Genomic DNA, 18411 nt, shown 5'->3' with positions numbered 1-18411 from the left:
CCGGCCCGGCAATCAGGACGACGACGCGGTCCCGGAGCCGGTGCGCGCTTCGGTCGATGCGGCGAGGGCCAGGGACACGGTAACGCCGGGCCTGCTCGCCGGACCGTCCCGAGCAATTCCGGGTCAGGCTCCGGAGCGCACTCAGAGGTCGAGTACGAGCCGCGGGGAGCAAGCCCGGGAGCAACAGACCATCATGACCTCGTTGGAGGCCTTTTCCACTGGGGTGAGGAACGAATCGCGGTGGTCGGGCTCGCCCTCCAGGACTACGGTCTCGCAGGTCCCGCAGGTGCCTTCGCGGCACGAGGTGGGTACCTCGACCCCGGCGGCCTCGATCGCCTCGGCCACGGTCTGGTCCGCAGCCACGGTGATGCTGATGTCGGAGTAGTCGAGCACGACCTCGAACGCCGAGTTCTCTCCGTCCAGCACGCCCTCCTTGGGGCGGAACCGCTCGAGGTGCAGGGCGCCGTCCGGCCAGCTCGCACACCGCTCCTCGACGGCGTCGAGCAGGACACCCGGGCCGCAGCAGTAGACGTGCGTGCCTGGAGCCGGCGTGCCGAGCAGCCCGTCGAGATCGATGAGCCCATTCGCGTCCTGCGGCCAGATCGTGACCCGGTCGCCGTGGGCGGCGAGCTCGGCGCGGAAGGCCATCGAGTCCTCAGCCCGGCCGCCGTAGACGAGCCGCCAGGGCTTCCCGGCGGCCTCGCAGGCCCCGAGCATCGGCAGGATCGGGGTGATCCCGATGCCGCCGGCGATGAACAGGTAGTCGTCGGCGTCGTCGAGGGTGAAGTTGTTGCGCGGCCCCCGGCACAGCACCTCGTCGCCGACGACGAGCTTGTCGTGGACATGGGCGGATCCGCCGCGGCTCTCCGGTTCGCGGAGCACCCCGATCCGCCAGCTGCGCAGGTCGGTCGGGTCACCGCAGAGCGAGTACTGCCGCTCCAGATCGGGGCCGAGGACTAGATCGATGTGCGCACCCGGTTCCCAGGCGGGCAGTTTGTCGCCGACAGCGGGCTCCAGCCGCACCGAGACGACCCCGGTGGCCTCGAGCTCGATCTCGGCGACGATGACCCGCACCTCGGCGGGAGCGCTGCGGGGGGAGTTCGTCATCTGGATCATCCGTTCGCGGAGCATGCTGGTCGGAACAGGAGGAGCCGCCGGGCCGGCGGGTCACGCCGGTCCGGCGGGCTGGGACCGGGCCGATCAGGCCTGGCCGGTCGTGGCCTGCGCCCGCGGCCCGCGTGCGGGCCGGCGCCGGCTGGTGTCGACGACGACCATGTCGCCGTCGATCGAGACCTCGTAGCCCTCCATGACGTACGGGCCCTTCTGCACGCCGCCATCGGGATCGACGGTGTCCTCGGGGGACCCGGCGACGACCTCGACGGTGTACTTGCGGACGCGCGCGTTGCGCGGGTCGAAGAACGACTCGCCGGTGCGGATGTCGTACTCCCACGCGTGCCACGGGCACCGGATGGACCGGTTGCGCTCGTAGGTGATCGGCATGTCGGGGGCCGCGGACTCCGAGACACCGAAGACGGTGCCGAAGCTGCACAGCGCGGCGCCCGCGTGCGGGCACTGGTCGAGCAGGGCGTAGTACTCGCCGTCGACGTTGAACACGCCGACCTTGCGGCTCTCGATCTCGACGATCTTGCGCTCGCCCGGCGCGATGTCGGCGACGTTGGCGACTGCGTACTTGGTCATGGTGTGCTCACCCGTCCAGGCCGAAGAACTTCAGCCCGTTGTCGCGCAGGATCTTCTGCTTCATCTCCTCCGGGAAGGAGGCCGGGAAGACCGTCTCCGGGGAGTCGAAGTCGAAGTGGGGGTAGTCGGAGGCGAACACCACGTTGTCCGGGCAGAACTCCTCGATCATCTCGGCGAGGTGGCGCGGGTTCTCCGGCTCGTCGATCGGCTGGGTGGAGGCCCAGATGTGGTCGCGGATGTACTCCGAGGGCTTGCGCTGCAGGTCGGCGACCTCGCTGCGCAGGTTGCTCCAGTGGTAGTCGAGGCGCTCGGCCAGCGGCGCGAAGTGCAGCACGTTGCCCTCGACGAACATGACCTTCAGGTCCGGGAAGCGGTCGAAGGTGCCGGTGAGGATCAGGCTCAGCATCTGCGACTGCAGGCTCTGGGTGTGCCCGACGTGGTACTCGGTGTGGTACGAGGTCCAGCCGGTCCCGGTGTTGGCGTGCCCGCCGCCCTGCGACAGGTGGAACTGGATCGGCAGGCCGTGCGCGACGGCGGCTTCGTAGATCGGCCAGTACCGGCGACTGCCCAGCGGCTCGAGGGTCTTGCTCAGCCCCAGCAGCGACACCACACCCGGGTTCGACCCGACCCGCTCGATCTCCTCGACGGCCAGGTCGGCGGCCTCGAAGGCGACGGGCGCGGAGGCGCGCAGCCGCGGTTCGGGGTAGACGATGTGCTCGAGCTGCCAGTCGTTGATGGCCTGGGTCAGCACGTGCGCGAGCCGCGGGTCGAGCGCCTGGCTCGCCGGGTTCAGGGTCTGGCCGCCGGGGGCCAGGCACTGGAGGACACCGATCGTGATGTCGTACGGGTCGAGGAGCTGGGACCGGATCAGGTCCAGCGACGACCCGGGGTAGGTCCCGTCGTCGGGCCACGAGTCGTTGCGCATGGCCCCGCCGTACATCTGCGGGTACTCGGTGACCGTGGACAGGCCGTTGGTGGTGCGCACGCCGTACTCGGCGATGTGGCGGCGCCACCGCTCCGGCAGGTAGCCGGCGATGAGGCCTTCCTTGGGCACCGGGTGGATGTCGACGTCGAAGATGCCCGTCCCGAGGACCGGCTTGCTCACGGGCGCGGTGGCGGGAGCGTGGTCGATGACCGTCATGGTGATGTCGCCTTTCACTCGTCGGCCGGGACGGCGAGGTTGTAGAGGTCCCAGGCGTTGTGCCGGTAGATGCGCTCGATGAGCTCGGGGTCGGACGTGCCGTTCGCGATGGTGTGCGGGCCGGTCGTGTGGTGGTGCGGGTAGTCGCTGGAGAACACGAGCATCTGGTCGCTGCCCATCCGCTCCACCGCGGTGTCGAGCCCGCCGGCCTGCTCGGCGCCGTCGGACGGCGCGGTGGTGAACCGGAAGTGGTCACGGATCAGCTCTGAGGGCGCGCGGTCCAGCCACGGCATGTCGGGGCGGTAGCTCTTCCAGAGCTTGTCGAACTTCCAGACGAAGGGCGGGAGCCACTTGAATCCGACCTCGCTGACGACGACCTTGGTGTCCGGGTACTTCTGCAGCACGCCCTCGGAGACGATCGAGTTGATCTGGGCCTCGAGGTTCGACTGCTGGCCGACGTACCACTCCAGGTACGACGTCGGCCAGCCGACCGAGGTCGGGGCCTGGCGGAACACGCCTCCGATGTGGATGGTCACCGGCAGCCCGTTGCGGTGCGCGGCCTCCCAGATCGGCCAGTTGATCTGGCGGCCGTAGAGCAGCTCGGACTGGCCGAGCAGCAACACCTGGACGAACCGATCGTCGCCCGCCCGGTGGTCGATCTCCTCGGCGGCCAGCTCCGGGGTGCCCTGCGGCACGACGATCGAGGCCCGCAAGCGCGAATCCTGCGCCAGCCACTCGTGGGCGATCCAGTCGTTCAGCGCCCGGGCGTGTGCGGCCTCGCGGCGCGGCTGGTGCATCTGCTGGACGGCGTAGAGGCAGTTGAGGATCGCGTAGTCGGTGCGACCGTCGGCGAACACGTCGGCGACGAAGTCCTCGACCCGGGTCGCCGCTCGGCCGTTGTCGTCGGTGCGGGCGTCCGGCAGCTGCGCGATGTTCGAGCCCCGCGGGTGGTAGCTGGGGTCGTAGTAGGGCGCGAGTGCGCCGATCAGCTGGTCGCCCCAGTACTCGTCGAGGTAGGGCAGCAGATCGCGGGCCGACGGCAGGATCGGGTGGGTGTCGCAGTCGACCACGGCGGCGCGGGTGCCTGCCGCGGGTTCCGCGAGCTTCTTCCTCGGGGTAACGACGGTGTCAACCATGTTCGGGAACGGACCTTTCGGGTTTTCGTGCGGACCGTGACTGGGCCACGAGAGGCTCGCTAGCGTGGATCCAGGATCAAGGATAACCATGGATCGGGAGGTGACTCAAGACACGAGCGAAAGAATCTAATCCTGTCTCCTGGATCCAGGAGCCGTCGAGGCGTAGGTTCAGCCGTGGCCACGCACGATCGAGGCCGCAAGGCCGTCCGACAAGGAGTGAATCGATGACCGCCACCGTCTACTACGACGCCGACGCCGAGCTGGGGCTGCTCCAGGGCCGCAAGGTCGCCGTGATCGGGTACGGCAGCCAGGGCCACGCTCACGCGCTCTGCCTGCGGGACTCCGGCGTCGACGTCCGCGTCGGCCTGCCAGAGGGATCGAAGTCGCGAGCGAAGGCGGAGGAGGAGGGCCTGCGGGTCGTCACTCCGGCCGCGGCCGCCGCAGAGGCCGACGTGGTCTCGATCCAGGCGCCGGACACCGTCCAGCGCACGCTGTACGCGGACGAGATCGCCCCGAACCTCGCGCCCGGCAACATGCTGATCTTCAGCCACGGGTTCAACGTCCGGTACGGCTACATCACCGCCCCCGACGGCGTCGACGTCGCGCTGGTCGCGCCGAAGGGCCCCGGCCACCTGGTCCGGCGGCAGTTCGTCGACGGGCACGGGGTCCCCGCGCTGGTCGCGGTCGAGCAGGACGGCAGCGGCAACGCCACCCAGCTCGCGCTCGCCTACGCGAAGGCGCTCGGCGCCACCCGGGCCGGTGTCATCGAGACGACCGTCGCCGAGGAGACCGAGACCGACCTGTTCGGTGAGCAGGCCGTGCTGTGCGGCGGCGCCTCGGCGCTGATCCAGGCCGGGTTCGACACCCTCGTCGAGGCGGGCTACCAGCCCGAGATCGCCTACTTCGAGGTCCTGCACGAGATGAAGCTGATCGTCGACCTCGTCTACGAGGGCGGCATCGCGCGCCAGCGCTACTCCTGCAGCGACACCGCCGAGTACGGCGACCTGACCCGGGGTCCGCGGATCGTCAACGACGACACCCGTCGTGAGATGCGCAAGATCCTCACCGAGATCCAGGACGGCACCTTCGCCAAGGAGTGGATCGCCGAGGACGACAACGGCCGGCCGAACTTCCTGCGGCTGCGCGCCGAGGGTAAGGAGCACAGCATCGAGCAGGTCGGGGCCCGGCTGCGCGACATGATGCCGTGGGTGGACCGGAAGATCACCGAGACCGCCTGACCCGCACCCGCCGTCGCCGCCGGCCCGATCGGCCGGCGACTCGGCCTCCCGCCCCCGTCCGGCCACCAGCCGGAACGGGGGCGGCCGCATATCCGGGCCCGGTGTGGCTCGGGGATCCAGGAACCTCAATACTGCTAGATTGGCCGCGAAGACGACGAAAGGTGCGTGCTTCCATGGTGACCACAACCGACGATGCCGACCCGGCCGGCAACCCGCCGTCGCGAGGGTCCGCACTGGAGCAGCTGCCACCACGGGACACCACAACACTGGTGCGCACGGTGCGGGACCGGCTCCGGCTGGCGATTGCGCTCGCCGAGATCCCCGAGGGGAAGCTGAATCAGGTCCAGGTCGCGCGCCAGCTCGGCGTGAGCCGGATGCCTATCCGCGCGGCGATCCCCGATCTCGTCGCCGAGGGGCTGCTCGAGTCGCTGCCCGGCGGGGGAGTGGCGGTACGCCCGCTGACCGAGACCGACGTGCGGCAGGTGTACGACGTGCGCCTGGCACTGGAGTCGCGCGCGGTGCGCAACGCCGCCGAGCACGGCTCGGACTGGGACCTGCGCCGGATCCAGAGAATCGTCGACACCCACGGCGAGGCGTTCGCCTCCTACGACGCGGAGAAGCTGCTCGCCGCCGACCGCGAGTTCCACATGGCGATCCTGTCCGCGTCGCAGAACGAGCACTACCAGCGGGCGATCGTGCCGGTGTGGTCGATCGTGGAGCGGGCAATGGTCAGCGTCCTGCACACCACGACTGTGTTCGACAGCGCGTGGCAGGAGCACGCCGAGATCGCCGATGCCCTGCAGGCCCGCGACGCCGACGCCGCCGAAGCCGCGGTCCGGCAGCACCTCGGGAACGCGGCCGAGAAGCTGGTGACCTCGCTCGCCGCCACCATTGAGGGCGTCGAGAGCTGAACCGGCGACGGCGGGCCCCGGGAAAATCTCCCGGGGCCCGCCGCGTGTCCGCCGCTCGTGGTCAGCCCTCGCCGCGCCGCCACTGCGCCGCGTGCCCGCCGACGACCATGAGGTCGATCTCGTCGGGCGAGTAGCCGGCCGCGGTCAGGACCTCCTCGGTGTGCTCGCCGAGCATCGGGGCCGGCCGGCGCAGCCAGCCCGGGTCGGTGGAGCCCACGTTCACCGACTGCCCGAGGACCCGCATCGTGCCCAGCGCCGAGTGGTCGACGTCGGCCACCATGCCAAGGCCCGCGGTGATCGGGTGCTCGAGCGCCTCGGGGATGGTCAGGACGGGGCCGCACGGGACCCCGGCCGCTCCGACCGAGTCAAGCCACTCCTCGGTGGTCCTCCCCGAGAGGACCTCCTCGATCAGCTTGCGCAGCTCGGTCCGGTTCGCCATCCGATCGGCGTTGCTAGCGAAGCGGGGGTCCTGCTCCCACTCGGCCTTGCCGAGTGCGGAGCACAACCGCTGCCACATCTTCTCGTTCCCGCAGGCCAGCGTCATGGCCGAGTCACCGGTCTTGAAAGTGCCCTGCGGAAACATGATCGGGTGGTCGTTGCCGTCCTGGCCGGGTGTGACGCCAAGGCTCAGATACTTCTGGGCCTGGTAGGACAGCAGCGTCAGCATCGACTGCATGAGCGATCCCTCGACCACGGTGCCCTGCCCGGTGCGCTCGCGCTCGTAGAGCGCGGACAGCACACCGACTGCGCCGAACACGCCGGTCGCGGAATCGGCCACCGCGATGCCGACCCGCAGCGGGCCGGTCTCCGGGGTGCCGGTCACGCTCATGAGCCCCGACATGGCCTGCGCGGTCTGGTCGAACCCGGCCAGCTCGGACCCGGGCGGGCGCTGCCCGAACCCGCTCAGCGAGACGTAGACCAGCCGCGGGTTCAGCTCCCGCATCGCCTCCGGTCCGACGCCCATTTTCTCCACGGTGCCGGGCTTGAAGTTCTCCACGAACACGTCGGCCTCGGAGATCAGCCTGCGCAGCGCCTCGGCGCCCGCCTCGCTACGCAGGTCGAGGGCGACGCTGCGCTTGTTGCGGTTCGAGGCCATGTAGTAGACGCTCTCGCCGCCGGTGAACGGTCCCGACTGGCGGGCCGCGTCCCCGTTCGGCAGCGTCTCGACCTTCACGACGTCCGCGCCCAGATCGGCGAGGAGCATCGTCAGCGTCGGTCCCGACAGGTACCGGGTGAGGTCGACGACTCGGACCCCGTCCAGTGCTCCCATGTCAGTCCTCTCCCTTCCGGCCGAACACCGGCGCCCGGCGTTCGGAGAAGGCCGCGACCCCCTCGCGGAGGTCCGGCCCGTCGTAGGCCTCGACGTGCAGCCGGGACAGCAGGTCGGCGTCGGCGTCGGTGAGCGGACGCCCCGCCATGTCCGTCACGAGCTTGGCGGCGCTGATGGTGACCGGGGCCTGGGTCCGGATCCGTCCGACCAGGCCGGTGACGGTGTCGACTAGCTCGCCCGGCTCGGCGAGCCGCTGTACGAGCCCGATCCGGTGGGCGTCGGCCGCACCGACGATGTCCCCGCTGAACAGCAGGTACTTCAGCTCGGCCGGGCCGATCACCCGGGCCACCGCGGAGGTCTCGGTGTAGCCGAGGGTGACCCCCAGCTTGCCGATGGGGATGCCGAACCGGGCCGCCGTCGAGGCGATCCGGACGTCGCACGCGGCGGCGAGCTCGCAGCCGCCGCCGACCGCGAGCCCGTGGATGGACGCGATCACCGGCACCGGCACCGCGGACACCGCCCGCAGCGCCCGGGCGATCGACTCGTTGTAGCCGGTCGCCGCGGCCGCACCGAGGCGGGTCTGCGGGAACTCCTTGATGTCGGCGCCGGCCGCGAGTGCGTCCGGGCCGGCCCCGCGGACGACCACGGCCCGCAGGCCGTCCCGCCCGCCGAGCTCGGTGAACACGGTGCGCAGCCGCTGCCAGGCGGCGAGCGATAGTGCGTTGCGGGCCTCGGGCTTCGACAGCGTCACCACGGCGACGTCGTCGACGTCCTGCACGGCGACCCGGTCGACGACGAGCTCGGCGGGCGGGTCCTCACGCAGGACCCGGCCGAGCTCGCCGGTGAAGGTCTCGTCGGTCATGGCGCGCGCCTCAGTGGGAGGTGTCGACGGAGACGTGCTTGCGCTCGGTGAAGCTCTCCAGCATGCCCTCGAGCGAGAACTCGCGGCCGATGCCGCTCTGCTTGTAGCCACCGTAGGACTGCCCGAGCACCTGGCCGCCGCCCTGGTTGACCTGCACCCAGCCGGCGTCGATCGCGTGCGCGGTGCGCAGCGCCTTGCCGAGGTCGTGGGTCCAGACGAACGCGGACAGCCCGTAGTGGGTGTCGTTGGCCATGCGGACGACCTCCTCCTCGTCGTCCCACGGGATCACGCACAGCACCGGCCCGAAGATCTCCTCCTGGGCGATCCGCCAGTCGTTCTCGATCCCGACGAACACGGTGGGCTCGATGTAGTAGCCCTCCGACAGCGGGCCCTCCGACGGCGGACGCCCGCCGATCGCGACCCGGGCCTCCCCGCGCTGCAGGCCCTCGTCGATGAAGCTGCAAACCCGGTCGTACTGCTTCTGGTTCACCACGGCGCCCATGTCGGTCGCCTCGTCGAGCGGGTCGCCGACCTTCAGCTTCGACAGGTGCGCGGTGACCTTCTCGACGAACGAGTCGACGATCGAGCGGTGCACGAACAGCCGCGATCCGGCGGTGCAGGACTGGCCCTGGCGCACGAAGCGCATGCCGGTGACGACGCCCTGGGCGACCCAGTCCTCGTCGGCGTCCGGGAAGACGATCTGCGGGTTCTTGCCGCCGAGCTCGAGCGAGACGGGAACGATCCGCTCGGCGGCGGCCGCCATGACCCGCTTGCCGACGGCGGTGGACCCCGTGAAGGACAGCTTCCGCACGGCCGGGTGGGTGATCAGGGCCTCGCCGGCCTCGGTGCCGTAGCCGACGACGCAGTTCAGCACGCCTGCCGGGAGGAAGTCGGCGCAGATCTTCACGATCTCCAGGACGGCGAGCGGGGCGTCCTCGGCGGCCTTGAGGACCAGCGAGTTGCCGGCGGCGAGCGCCGCGGCGATCTTCATCGAGGCCAGCTGGACCGGCGCGTTCCACGGCACGATCGCGCCGACGACGCCGATCGGCTCACGGCGGGAGTAGTCGAGGACGTGCGCGTTGAGCGGGATCGTCTCGCCCTTGGTCTCGCTGGCGACCGAGCCGAAGTAGCGGAAGACGTCGACGGCGTACTGGACCTCGCCGCGGGCCTGGGTGCGCAGGGCGTTGCCGTTCTCCTCGGCGATCTGGCGGCCGATCCGCTCGATGTGCGGCTCGATCGCGTCGGCGATCTGCTGCAGCAGGCGGCCGCGGGCCCGCGGCGCGGTGTCGCGCCAGCCCGGGAACGCCCGGCCGGCCGCGTCGACGGCGTCGGCGACGTCCTTCTCGGCGCCGCGCGGCACGCGGGCGATCACCTGGCGGTTGCGCGGGCTGACGACGTCGATCCACTCGTCGTTGCGGGCGCCGACCCAGCTGCCGTCGATGTAGTTGAGAAAGTCGGGGGTGGTGGTGCTCATGGGATGTCCCTTTCCGGGTCGTGCTGGTCGGGTCGTGCCGGTCGAATCAGGAACGGATCTCGACCGCGCGGATCACCGCGGAGGAGTCCAGGCCGCCGTCGGTCTCGGCGAACTTGCCGACCTGCTGCAGGGCACCGCGCCCGACGACGAGCTGGACGCCGGTGTCGTCGGCCGCGGCGGCGGCGAGGCCGAGGTCCTTGGCCAGCAGGCCGGCGGCGAACTTCGGGGCGTAGCCGTTGTCGGCGGCCGAGCCGTCGACCAGGCCGGGGCGGGGGGTGAAGTTGTGCAGGGCCCAGCAGTTACCCGACGAGGTGCTCAGGACGTCGAACAGGTTCTGGTTCGAGACGCCCAGCTGCTCGGCGAGCACGAACGCCTCGGCGACCGCGACGAGGCTGGCACCGACGACCATCTGGTTGCAGGCCTTGACCGCCTGGCCGGCGCCGGCGTCGCCGACGTGGAAGAACTTCGAGCCCATCGCGTCGAGGACCGGGCCGGCGGCGGCGAACGCCTCGGCCGAGCCGCCGATCATGAAGGTCAGCGTGCCGCCGGTTGCACCGGCGACGCCGCCGGAGACCGGCGCGTCGAGGACCTTCAGGCCGAGCTCAGTCGCCTTGGCGTGCACGTCGCGGCTGGTCGCGACGTCGATCGAGGACGCGTCGATCACCAGGCCGCCCGGCTTGAGCCGGGTCAGCGGGCCGTCCTCGCCCAGCAGGACGCTGCGGACGTGGTCGCCCTTCGGCAGCATCGTCACCAGCGTGTCGGCGCCCTCGGCGGCCTCCTCGGCCGAGGAGACGACGGTGACGCCCGCCCGGGCCGCCGCGGCCTTTGCCTCCTCGCCGAGGTCGAATCCCTGTACGTCGTACCCGGCCTTGACCAGGTTCGCCGCCATGGGCCCGCCCATGTTGCCCAGGCCGACGAATCCGATGACGCTCATTGTCACGCTCCGTTCGTATCGAGTTCTGCTCACTCTCGCTGGGCACTTCGGCACACTCAAGACGAAGCTGGGCACCATGGCTGTGCAAGGATGCACAAGTGAACCTCGAGGACCTCCGCTACTTCCTGGAGCTCACCCGATACGGGCGACTCACCGTGGCCGCCGAACGGATGGCCGTGGAGCACACGACGATCCGACGGCGGATCACCGCGCTGGAGAAGCAGCTCGGCCAGCGACTGTTCGACAAGACCCCGCGCGGCTGGACGCCGACGGCGGCCGGCCGTCGGCTGCTGCCCTACGCAGAGCGCATCGAGGCCGAGGCCGACGCCGCCCGGGGCGCGGTGACCGACGACGGGCACAGCCCGCGGGGCACCGTCCGGATCGTCGCCACAGACGGCTTCGGCAGCGCGGTCATCGCGCCTGGACTGGCGCGCCTGCGGCGTGCGCACCCCGGGATCCAGGTCGAGCTGGTGACCAGGCTGCATCTGCTCGACTACGGGGTGGGGGAGTTCGACCTCGCCGTCACCATCCACCGGCCGGAGCGACCGGGGTTCCGGGTGGACCACCTCTGCGACTACGACCTGCGGCTCTACGGCAGCCCCAGCTACCTTGCGCAACGCTCACGTATCCGCGAACCGCGGGACCTGGCCGACCACGACCTGGTCTGGTTCGTCTCGTCGCTGCTGGACCTGCCCGAGCTGCAGAGCGCCGAGGACATCGCCGCCCAGGCCAACGTGGTGTTCCGGACGACGAACCTGTTCGCCCAGGTGGAAGCCGCGGCCGGGGGAGTCGGACTCGGCCTGGTGCCATGCTTCCTCGCCGACGGCGACGAACGACTCCGTCCCGTTCTGCACGACCGGGTTTCAGCGCGACGTACCTTCTGGACCATCACCCCGAATCGGCTGCTGAACACCGAGCGCATCGCCGTGGTCGCCGAACACCTCGCCGAGACCGCACGACTCGCGGCCGACCGTCTGATTCCCCCGGCCACATCGCCGCAGGTTATGGGTGGATAACCGATAGCTTCAGGGCCGGGCGGCGACGACCTCGTCGTTGACACCCCCCGAGGGTGTAGTTACCGTCCTCACACCGTGGATCCAGGAGTCTGGATTCTGGCTCATCTTTCTGGCTCTGTCGCGAACTCCCGCCAGCAGCAAAGGAGCGCTGTGTGACTGCCGTGCCTTGCCTGCTCGCCCCCGCCGTCCCGATCGGACGACCCCGGGCAGCTGATCCGAACCGCCGTCCCGCCGACGGCCGGGCGACGCCCCGCCAGGAGGTGTCCCCGTGACCACCACCGACAGCTCCGAGACCGCAGCCAGGGACCGCCTGCGGAAGAAGATCCTCTGGCGCATCTCCCCGTTCGTCGGGCTGATGTACCTGGTGAACTACCTCGACCGGACGAACCTGTCCTTCGCCGCACCTGCCGGGATGAACGCCGACCTTGGCCTGACCGCGGCCATGTTCGGCATCGCGTCGGGCATCTTCTTCGTCGGCTACCTGCTGCTCGAGGTACCCAGCAACCTCGCCCTGTACAAGGTCGGGGCGCGCCGCTGGCTGGCCCGGATCCTGGTCAGCTGGGGGATCGTCGCGTCGGTTATGGCGTTCGTTCCCAATGCGGGCACGCTCTATGTGCTCCGGCTCCTGCTCGGCATGGCCGAGGCCGGGTTCGCACCGGGCGTCCTGCTGTACCTGACGTTCTGGTTCACCCGGCGCGACCGGGCACGCGCGATGGCGCTGTTCCTCGTCGCGATCCCGCTGACCTCGGTGATCGGCGCCCCGATCGCAGGCGCACTGATCCAGTACGGCGACGATCTCGTCCCCGGTTTGGCCGGTTGGCGCTTCATGATCCTGATGACCGGTCTACCGGCCGTGATCCTCGGCGTCGTGTGCTGGTTCTACCTGACCGACCGGCCGCAGGACGCCACCTGGCTGACCGACAGCGAGAAGAAGCTCCTCATCTCCGACCTGGAGAAGGAGCAGGGCGAGGGCGGCAAGTCGCACCGGTTCCGCGACGCCGTCCGGCAGCCCAAGGTCTGGCTGCTCGGGCTCATGTACTTCGGGATCATGTACGGCGTCTACGCCATCGGATTCTTCCTGCCGACGATCATCGCCGGCTTCAAGGAGACCTACGGCGTGGAGTACTCCACCCTCGAGGTCGGCCTGCTCACCGCGATCCCGTACGGGGTAGCCGCAGTCTGCATGCTCCTCTGGGCCCGCCACTCCGACGTTAAGAACGAGCTGGTCAAACACTTCACCTTCCCCGCCGTGATCGGCGGGATCGGCATCGTCGCCGCGATGTACGCGAACAGCCCGTTCCTGGCAATGCTCGGGATCACGGTCGGCGCCACCGGCATCCTGTGCGCGATGCCGGTCTTCTGGGGCATGCCGTCCCGGCTGCTGACCGGTGCCGCAGCCGCGGGCGGCATGGCGCTAATCAACACGCTCGGCAACGGCTCCGGCGTCCTCGGCCCCGCACTCACCGGATGGCTGTCGGACGTGACGGGCAGCCAGGTCGGCGGTATGTGGATCGTCCTCGGCTTCCTCGTCCTGTCCACGGTCGTGGCGACCGTCGTGTTCCGGAACGAGTTCACCTCCGACAGCGACGCTGCGAGAGAACCAGTGAGCTGACAGCGGGCCTGCCGCTGTCGAGATCGGCGAGCCGGTGGCCCGGTGGGTCCTTCGCCCACCGGGTCATCACGAGGGCACTCAGCTCTCCCGCCACACCCACCCACGGGCCTGCACACCCCTGGCCCACGACAAACGGGCTCCGTGCTTCCGCGCCAGTACGACGACCCCGGGCCACCCGCCCGGCGTCCACCCGATCGGTCGCGGCACGCTGCGACCCGGCCCCAATGAGGAGACAGATGTTCGGCAAGGTTCTGGTGGCCAACCGGGGTGAGATCGCGATCCGGGCGTTCCGGGCCGCGTTCGAGCTGGGCGTGTCGACGGTTGCGGTGTTCCCGTACGAGGATCGCAACTCCCTGCACCGTGCCAAGGCGGACGAGTCGTACCGGATCGGCGAGCAGGGCCATCCGGTCCGCGCGTACCTGTCGGTCGACGAGGTCGTCCGCGCGGCGAAGAAGGCCGGCGCGGACGCCGTCTACCCCGGCTACGGCTTCATGTCCGAGAACCCGGACCTGGCCCGCGCCTGCCGCGAGGAGGGCATCACCTTCGTCGGGCCGCCGACCGAGGTGCTCCACCTGACCGGCAACAAGTTCCGAGCCGTCGCCGCGGCCCGCGAGGCCGGCGTTCCGGTGCTGGAGTCGTCGGACCCGTCGTCGGACGTCGACGAGCTGCTGGCGGCCTCGGAGAACATCGACTTCCCGATCTTCGTCAAGGCCGTCGCCGGGGGTGGCGGGCGCGGTATGCGCCGGGTGCAGGAGCCGGGCGCGCTGCGCGAGGCGATCGAGGCGGCGATGCGCGAGGCGGAGTCCGCGTTCGGCGATCCGACGGTGTTCCTCGAGCAGGCCGTGGTGAACCCGCGCCACATCGAGGTCCAGATCCTCGCCGACGCCGACGGCAACGTCGTGCACCTCTACGAGCGGGACTGCTCGGTGCAGCGCCGCCACCAGAAGGTCGTCGAGATCGCCCCGGCGCCGAACCTCGATCCCGGGGTCCGCGACGCCATCTGCGCCGACGCGGTCAACTTCGCGCGCCAGATCGGCTACGTCAACGCGGGCACCGTGGAGTTCCTGCTCGACGAGCGCGGCAGGCACCACTTCATCGAGATGAACCCGCGGATCCAGGTCGAGCACACGGTGACCGAGCAGGTCACCGACCGGGACCTGGTCATCGCCCAGCTCCGCATCGCCGCCGGCGCGACCCTGCCCGAGCTCAACCTCACCCAAGACCAGGTCAGGCTCACCGGCGCCGCGCTGCAGTGCCGGATCACCACCGAGGACCCGGCCAACGCCTTCCGCCCCGACACCGGCACGATCAGCGCCTTCCGCACCCCCGGCGGACCCGGCGTCCGGCTCGACGGCGGCACCGTCCACACCGGAGCCGAGGTGTCCGCGCACTTCGACTCCATGCTGGTCAAGCTCACCTGCCACGGCCAGGACTTCACCAGCGCGGTGCGGCGCGCCCGCCGCGCCATCGCCGAGTTCCGGATCCGCGGCGTCGCCACCAACCTCGGCTTCCTCGCCGCCGTGCTCGACGACCCGGACTTCGCCGCCGGTGCCATCACCACCTCGTTCATCGAGGAACGCCCGCAGCTGCTCTCTGCGCGCCCCTCGGCGGACCGGGGCTCACGGATGCTGTCCTACCTGGCCGACGTGACGGTCAACCGGCCCCACGGGCCCCGCCCTCAGGTGGTCGAGCCGATCGACAAGCTTCCGGCCGGGGCCGACTCGGACGGGCCGGTGCCGGGCGGGTCGGCGCAGCTGTTGCGGGAGCTGGGCCCGGAGGGGTTCGCGGCGCGGTTGCGGGCGCAGGCGGCGGTGGCGGTCACGGACACGACGTTCCGGGATGCGCACCAGTCGTTGCTGGCGACGCGGGTGCGGACACGGGACCTGACGGCGGTGGCGCCGTACGTGGCGCGGACGATGCCGGAGTTGTTGTCGCTGGAGTGCTGGGGTGGGGCGACGTATGACGTGGCGTTGCGGTTCCTGGCCGAGGATCCGTGGGAGCGGTTGGCGGCGGTGAAGGCGGCGGCGCCGAACATCTGCACGCAGATGCTGCTGCGCGGCCGCAACACCGTCGGGTACACGCCGTACCCGACCGAGGTGACTGACGCCTTCGTCGCCGAGGCCGCTGCGACCGGAATGGACATCTTCCGGATCTTCGATGCGCTCAACGACGTCTCCCAGATGCGCCCGGCCATCGAGGCCGTCCGGACCACCGGCACCGCGCTGGCCGAGGTCGCACTCTGCTACACCGCGGACCTGTCCGATCCCGGCGAGAAGCTCTACACCCTCGACTACTACCTGCGCCTCGCCGAGCAGATCGTGGACGCCGGAGCGCACGTACTGGCGATCAAGGACATGGCGGGTCTGCTGCGGCCCCCGGCCGCACGGACGTTGGTTTCGGCCCTGCGGGAGCGGTTCGATCTGCCGGTGCACCTGCACACCCACGACACCGCGGGTGGGCAGCTGGCCACGTTGACCGCGGCGATCGATGCGGGGGTCGATGCGGTGGACGGGGCGGTGGCGTCGATGGCGGGGACGACCTCGCAGCCGTCGTTGTCGGCGCTGGTCGCGGCGACCGATCACACCGAGCGGGCGACCGGGTTGTCGCTGACGGCGGTGGGGGACATGGAGCCGTACTGGGAGGCGGTGCGGAAGGTCTACGCGCCGTTCGAGTCGGGGTTGGCGTCGCCGACGGGGCGGGTGTATCACCACGAGATCCCGGGTGGGCAGCTATCGAACCTGCGTCAGCAGGCGATCGCGCTCGGGCTCGGGGACCGGTTCGAGCTGATCGAGGACTGCTACGCCGCCGCGGACCGGATGCTGGGCAGGCTGGTGAAGGTGACGCCGTCGTCGAAGGTCGTCGGCGACCTCGCCCTGCACCTGGTCGGCGCCGGCGTCGACCCCATCGACTTCGAGGCCGACCCGGCCCGCTTCGATATCCCCGACTCCGTCATCGGCCTGCTCCGCGGCGAGCTCGGCACCCCGCCCGACGGATGGCCCGAGCCCTTCCGCACCCGAGCCCTCGACGGGCGGCGTGCCGGCCACGGCCGTGTCGACCTCACCGAGGACGACCACAAGAACCTCGCCACCGACCGCCGCCGCACCCTCAACCGGCTGCTGTTCCCCGGCCCCACCCGCGACTTCGACATCCATCGCGAGCAGTACGGCAACACCTCCGTACTGTCCACGAAGGACTTCCTCTACGGCCTCGAGCCCGGTCTCGAGCACAGCGTCGAGCTCGAGCCCGGCGTCACCCTACTGATCGAGCTCGACGCGGTCTCCGAGCCCGACGAGCGCGGCTACCGCACCCTGCTCACCACCCTCAACGGGCAGATCCGGCCCGTGTCGGTGCGCGACACCTCGGTCGCAACCGAGGTCAAGGCCGCGCAGAAGGCGGACACCGCGAACGACGGCCACGTCGCCGCCCCGTTCGCCGGCGTCGTCACCCTGCAGGTCGGCGAGGGCGACAAGGTCGAGTCCGGGCAAACCGTCGCCACCATCGAGGCCATGAAGATGGAGGCCTCGATCACAGCCCACCGCGGCGGAACGGTCGCACGGCTAGCGATCGGTGACGTCGCGCAGGTCGAGGGCGGCGACCTGCTCGTCGAACTGGGCTGAGCAACGTTTAGGTAGCCCTGCCTCCCTAGATAAAGGAGCCAACGGTGCTTCCGCTGATTGAACCGATCCACTACGCGCGGGAGATGCACGCGCTGTCCGAGGTGCTGTTCCTCTTCGACGCATGCGTAACGAGCGTCGCCGCCGTGGCGGCAGCCCGCGTGGGATTCGGGCGGTTCGACGATCACCTGTACGCCTGGGCAGCCGGAGTGCTTCTGGCTGCCTCTGCGACGTTTCTCGGGCGGTCGATGCTGGACTTCGCCGGCCCTCTCTACATGCGGCTGGCCCCGGTCCTGTCGATCGTCCTGCTCGCGGCCGGCTTCGCGATCCGGCGCCTGCGGCCCGAGAGCCGTAGGCGGACTGGCAGGCCGGACGGGCCCCTCAGCCACGCGTAGCACGTCGACCGGGGCCGGTCGACGTGCTGCTCACGCGGTGGGGCCCAGTCGGTCGGCCTATGGGGTAACGAGAACGTGCAGGGTGCGTGGACCGTGCACGCCCTCTACGCGATTCAGCTCGATGTCGCTGGTGGCGCTCGGCCCGCTGATCCAGGTCTGCGGCCGGCTCGGTTCCAACTCGGCGACGGCCTCGGGAACACCGGGCACGATCTGGTCGGCCCGGATCACGCAGATGTGCAGGTCCGGGACCAGGGTGGCGGCGCGCCTGCCCTGGCCAGGGCCGTGGTCGAGGATGATCGTGCCGGTCTCGGCGATCCCGATCGCCGCCGTCGACAGCACGCCGTCGCAACGGTCCAGCTCGGACACCCCGACGTCCGGCCCGTCGGTGACTACCTCGACGTCGGCGGGGACCAGCCCGGCGGGGAAGCCGGGCGGGACGAGGATCCGCAACCGTCCGCCCCCGGCCAGCGGGGAGCGCCCGGCGAGCGCACCCGCCACGAGCCCGGCGGCGGTCGCGGGCGTCGCGCGCTCCACGACGGCCCGGTAGTCCGCGACCTGCTCGGCGAACAGGTCGACGACGTCGGCGTGGGACCGGTCCCGGGCCGGGGCCGGCCGGACGATCGGGACGTCGACGTCCGGCGCGGTGTCCGGCACGTCGGCCAGCGCCCGGCGGGCCTTCTGCAGGATCGCGTCGCGTGCGCTCATCGCCGGTCCCCGTTCCCGCCGTCGTTCCCGTTCGCGTTGCCGGCGTCGTCGTCGCGGTGCCCGCCGTCGGTGCGTTCCCACCACTGCCGGAACGACTCCGCGGCGGGGACCGGGACGTCGCGGGAGTCGGACCAGGCGCCCGCCGGCCCGCCGGGGATCGCGCCGAGCACGTTGCGTCCGCCCGGCGCCGTCCGCCCGATCCTGGCGGCGAGCCGGCCGCCCCAGCCGGCCGCCTTCTCCGCCGCACCGGTCCGGGCCGACGACGACAGCGTCCACGACGCGGCCTTCATCGCCATGTCCTGCACCGACGGGACCCGCGACGCCTGCTGGTGGGCCTCGACGACCTCGCTGCGGAGGTGCACTAGGACCTCCGGGATGTCGATGCGGACCGGGCAGACCTCGAAG

At 70.7% G+C, this 18411-nt stretch carries 16 protein-coding genes; 6 read left to right on the top strand and 10 right to left on the bottom strand.

From position 1 onward, the window contains the following. Positions 1 to 141: 141 nt before the first annotated feature. The 4 genes from ND486_RS28660 to ND486_RS28645 all read right to left on the bottom strand — a co-directional run bounded on the left by ND486_RS28660 (position 142) and on the right by ND486_RS28645 (position 3975). The gene (locus ND486_RS28660; protein WP_374232002.1) at positions 142 to 1116 is read right to left on the bottom strand and encodes a 2Fe-2S iron-sulfur cluster-binding protein; all 975 of its coding nucleotides are present in this window, start codon (positions 1114 to 1116) and stop codon (positions 142 to 144) included. An 84-nt stretch (positions 1117 to 1200) separates the two neighbouring features. Then, positions 1201 to 1698 (bottom strand): Rieske (2Fe-2S) protein, encoded by a 498-nt coding sequence (locus ND486_RS28655; RefSeq protein ID WP_251787428.1) that lies wholly within the window; start codon positions 1696 to 1698, stop codon positions 1201 to 1203. Positions 1699 to 1705: 7 nt separating this feature from the next. Next, positions 1706 to 2839 carry an amidohydrolase family protein gene (locus tag ND486_RS28650; RefSeq protein ID WP_251787427.1) on the bottom strand — a complete coding sequence of 378 codons (1134 nt, stop codon included), beginning with the start codon at positions 2837 to 2839 and terminating at the stop codon, positions 1706 to 1708. 14 nt (positions 2840 to 2853) lie between these two features. Beyond that, entirely contained in the window at positions 2854 to 3975 is a 1122-nt protein-coding gene (locus tag ND486_RS28645; protein WP_251787426.1) for an amidohydrolase family protein, read from the bottom strand. A 224-nt stretch (positions 3976 to 4199) separates the two neighbouring features. Here ND486_RS28645 and ilvC point away from each other — a divergent pair, with 224 nt between their 5' ends. Both ilvC and ND486_RS28635 read left to right on the top strand, forming a co-directional pair. Then, positions 4200 to 5213, top strand: a complete 1014-nt coding sequence (ilvC, locus tag ND486_RS28640) for a ketol-acid reductoisomerase (protein WP_251787425.1) — start codon at positions 4200 to 4202, stop codon at positions 5211 to 5213. 173 nt (positions 5214 to 5386) lie between these two features. After that, positions 5387 to 6124 (top strand): GntR family transcriptional regulator, encoded by a 738-nt coding sequence (locus ND486_RS28635; RefSeq protein ID WP_251787424.1) that lies wholly within the window; start codon positions 5387 to 5389, stop codon positions 6122 to 6124. Between the two features lie 61 nt (positions 6125 to 6185). Here the strand turns inward: ND486_RS28635 and ND486_RS28630 are convergent, their stop codons facing one another. From ND486_RS28630 to mmsB, 4 genes are read right to left on the bottom strand one after another with little or no spacing between them, the layout of a single operon-like run. Next, positions 6186 to 7394, bottom strand: a complete 1209-nt coding sequence (locus ND486_RS28630) for a CaiB/BaiF CoA-transferase family protein (RefSeq protein WP_251787423.1) — start codon at positions 7392 to 7394, stop codon at positions 6186 to 6188. A gap of 1 nt (position 7395) precedes the next feature. Next, complete coding sequence (locus tag ND486_RS28625) at positions 7396 to 8256, bottom strand: enoyl-CoA hydratase/isomerase family protein (protein ID WP_251787422.1); 861 nt, start codon at positions 8254 to 8256, stop codon at positions 7396 to 7398. Positions 8257 to 8266: 10 nt separating this feature from the next. After that, on the bottom strand, positions 8267 to 9730 hold the full coding sequence (locus tag ND486_RS28620; protein ID WP_251787421.1) for an aldehyde dehydrogenase family protein: 1464 nt from the start codon (positions 9728 to 9730) through the stop codon (positions 8267 to 8269). A gap of 46 nt (positions 9731 to 9776) precedes the next feature. Beyond that, positions 9777 to 10742: a 3-hydroxyisobutyrate dehydrogenase gene (gene mmsB, locus ND486_RS28615; protein ID WP_285899448.1), complete on the bottom strand. Its 966-nt coding sequence runs from the start codon at positions 10740 to 10742 to the stop codon at positions 9777 to 9779. 20 nt (positions 10743 to 10762) lie between these two features. Here mmsB and ND486_RS28610 point away from each other — a divergent pair, with 20 nt between their 5' ends. The 4 genes from ND486_RS28610 to ND486_RS28595 all read left to right on the top strand — a co-directional run bounded on the left by ND486_RS28610 (position 10763) and on the right by ND486_RS28595 (position 17301). Continuing rightward, positions 10763 to 11680, top strand: coding sequence for a LysR family transcriptional regulator (locus ND486_RS28610; protein WP_308215894.1), 918 nt, complete (start codon positions 10763 to 10765; stop codon positions 11678 to 11680). A gap of 268 nt (positions 11681 to 11948) precedes the next feature. Then, positions 11949 to 13292, top strand: a complete 1344-nt coding sequence (locus tag ND486_RS28605; RefSeq protein WP_251787419.1) for an MFS transporter — start codon at positions 11949 to 11951, stop codon at positions 13290 to 13292. A 236-nt stretch (positions 13293 to 13528) separates the two neighbouring features. After that, entirely contained in the window at positions 13529 to 16909 is a 3381-nt protein-coding gene (locus ND486_RS28600) for a pyruvate carboxylase (protein ID WP_251787418.1), read from the top strand. Between the two features lie 44 nt (positions 16910 to 16953). Beyond that, the gene (locus tag ND486_RS28595; protein ID WP_251787417.1) at positions 16954 to 17301 is read left to right on the top strand and encodes a hypothetical protein; all 348 of its coding nucleotides are present in this window, start codon (positions 16954 to 16956) and stop codon (positions 17299 to 17301) included. A 57-nt stretch (positions 17302 to 17358) separates the two neighbouring features. Here the strand turns inward: ND486_RS28595 and ND486_RS28590 are convergent, their stop codons facing one another. Beyond that, complete coding sequence (locus tag ND486_RS28590) at positions 17359 to 18006, bottom strand: LUD domain-containing protein (protein WP_251787416.1); 648 nt, start codon at positions 18004 to 18006, stop codon at positions 17359 to 17361. Next, positions 18003 to 18411 (bottom strand): lactate utilisation protein LutB domain-containing protein (locus tag ND486_RS28585; RefSeq protein WP_251787415.1); only part of this gene is annotated, 409 nt, incomplete at its 5' end. The genes ND486_RS28590 and ND486_RS28585, both read right to left, overlap by 4 nt.

Origin of the sequence: Pseudonocardia sp. DR1-2, from assembly GCF_023717215.1 — a bacterium.
GTDB lineage: Bacteria > Actinomycetota > Actinomycetes > Mycobacteriales > Pseudonocardiaceae > Pseudonocardia > Pseudonocardia alni.
This window is presented reverse-complemented; position numbering and strand designations above follow the sequence as displayed.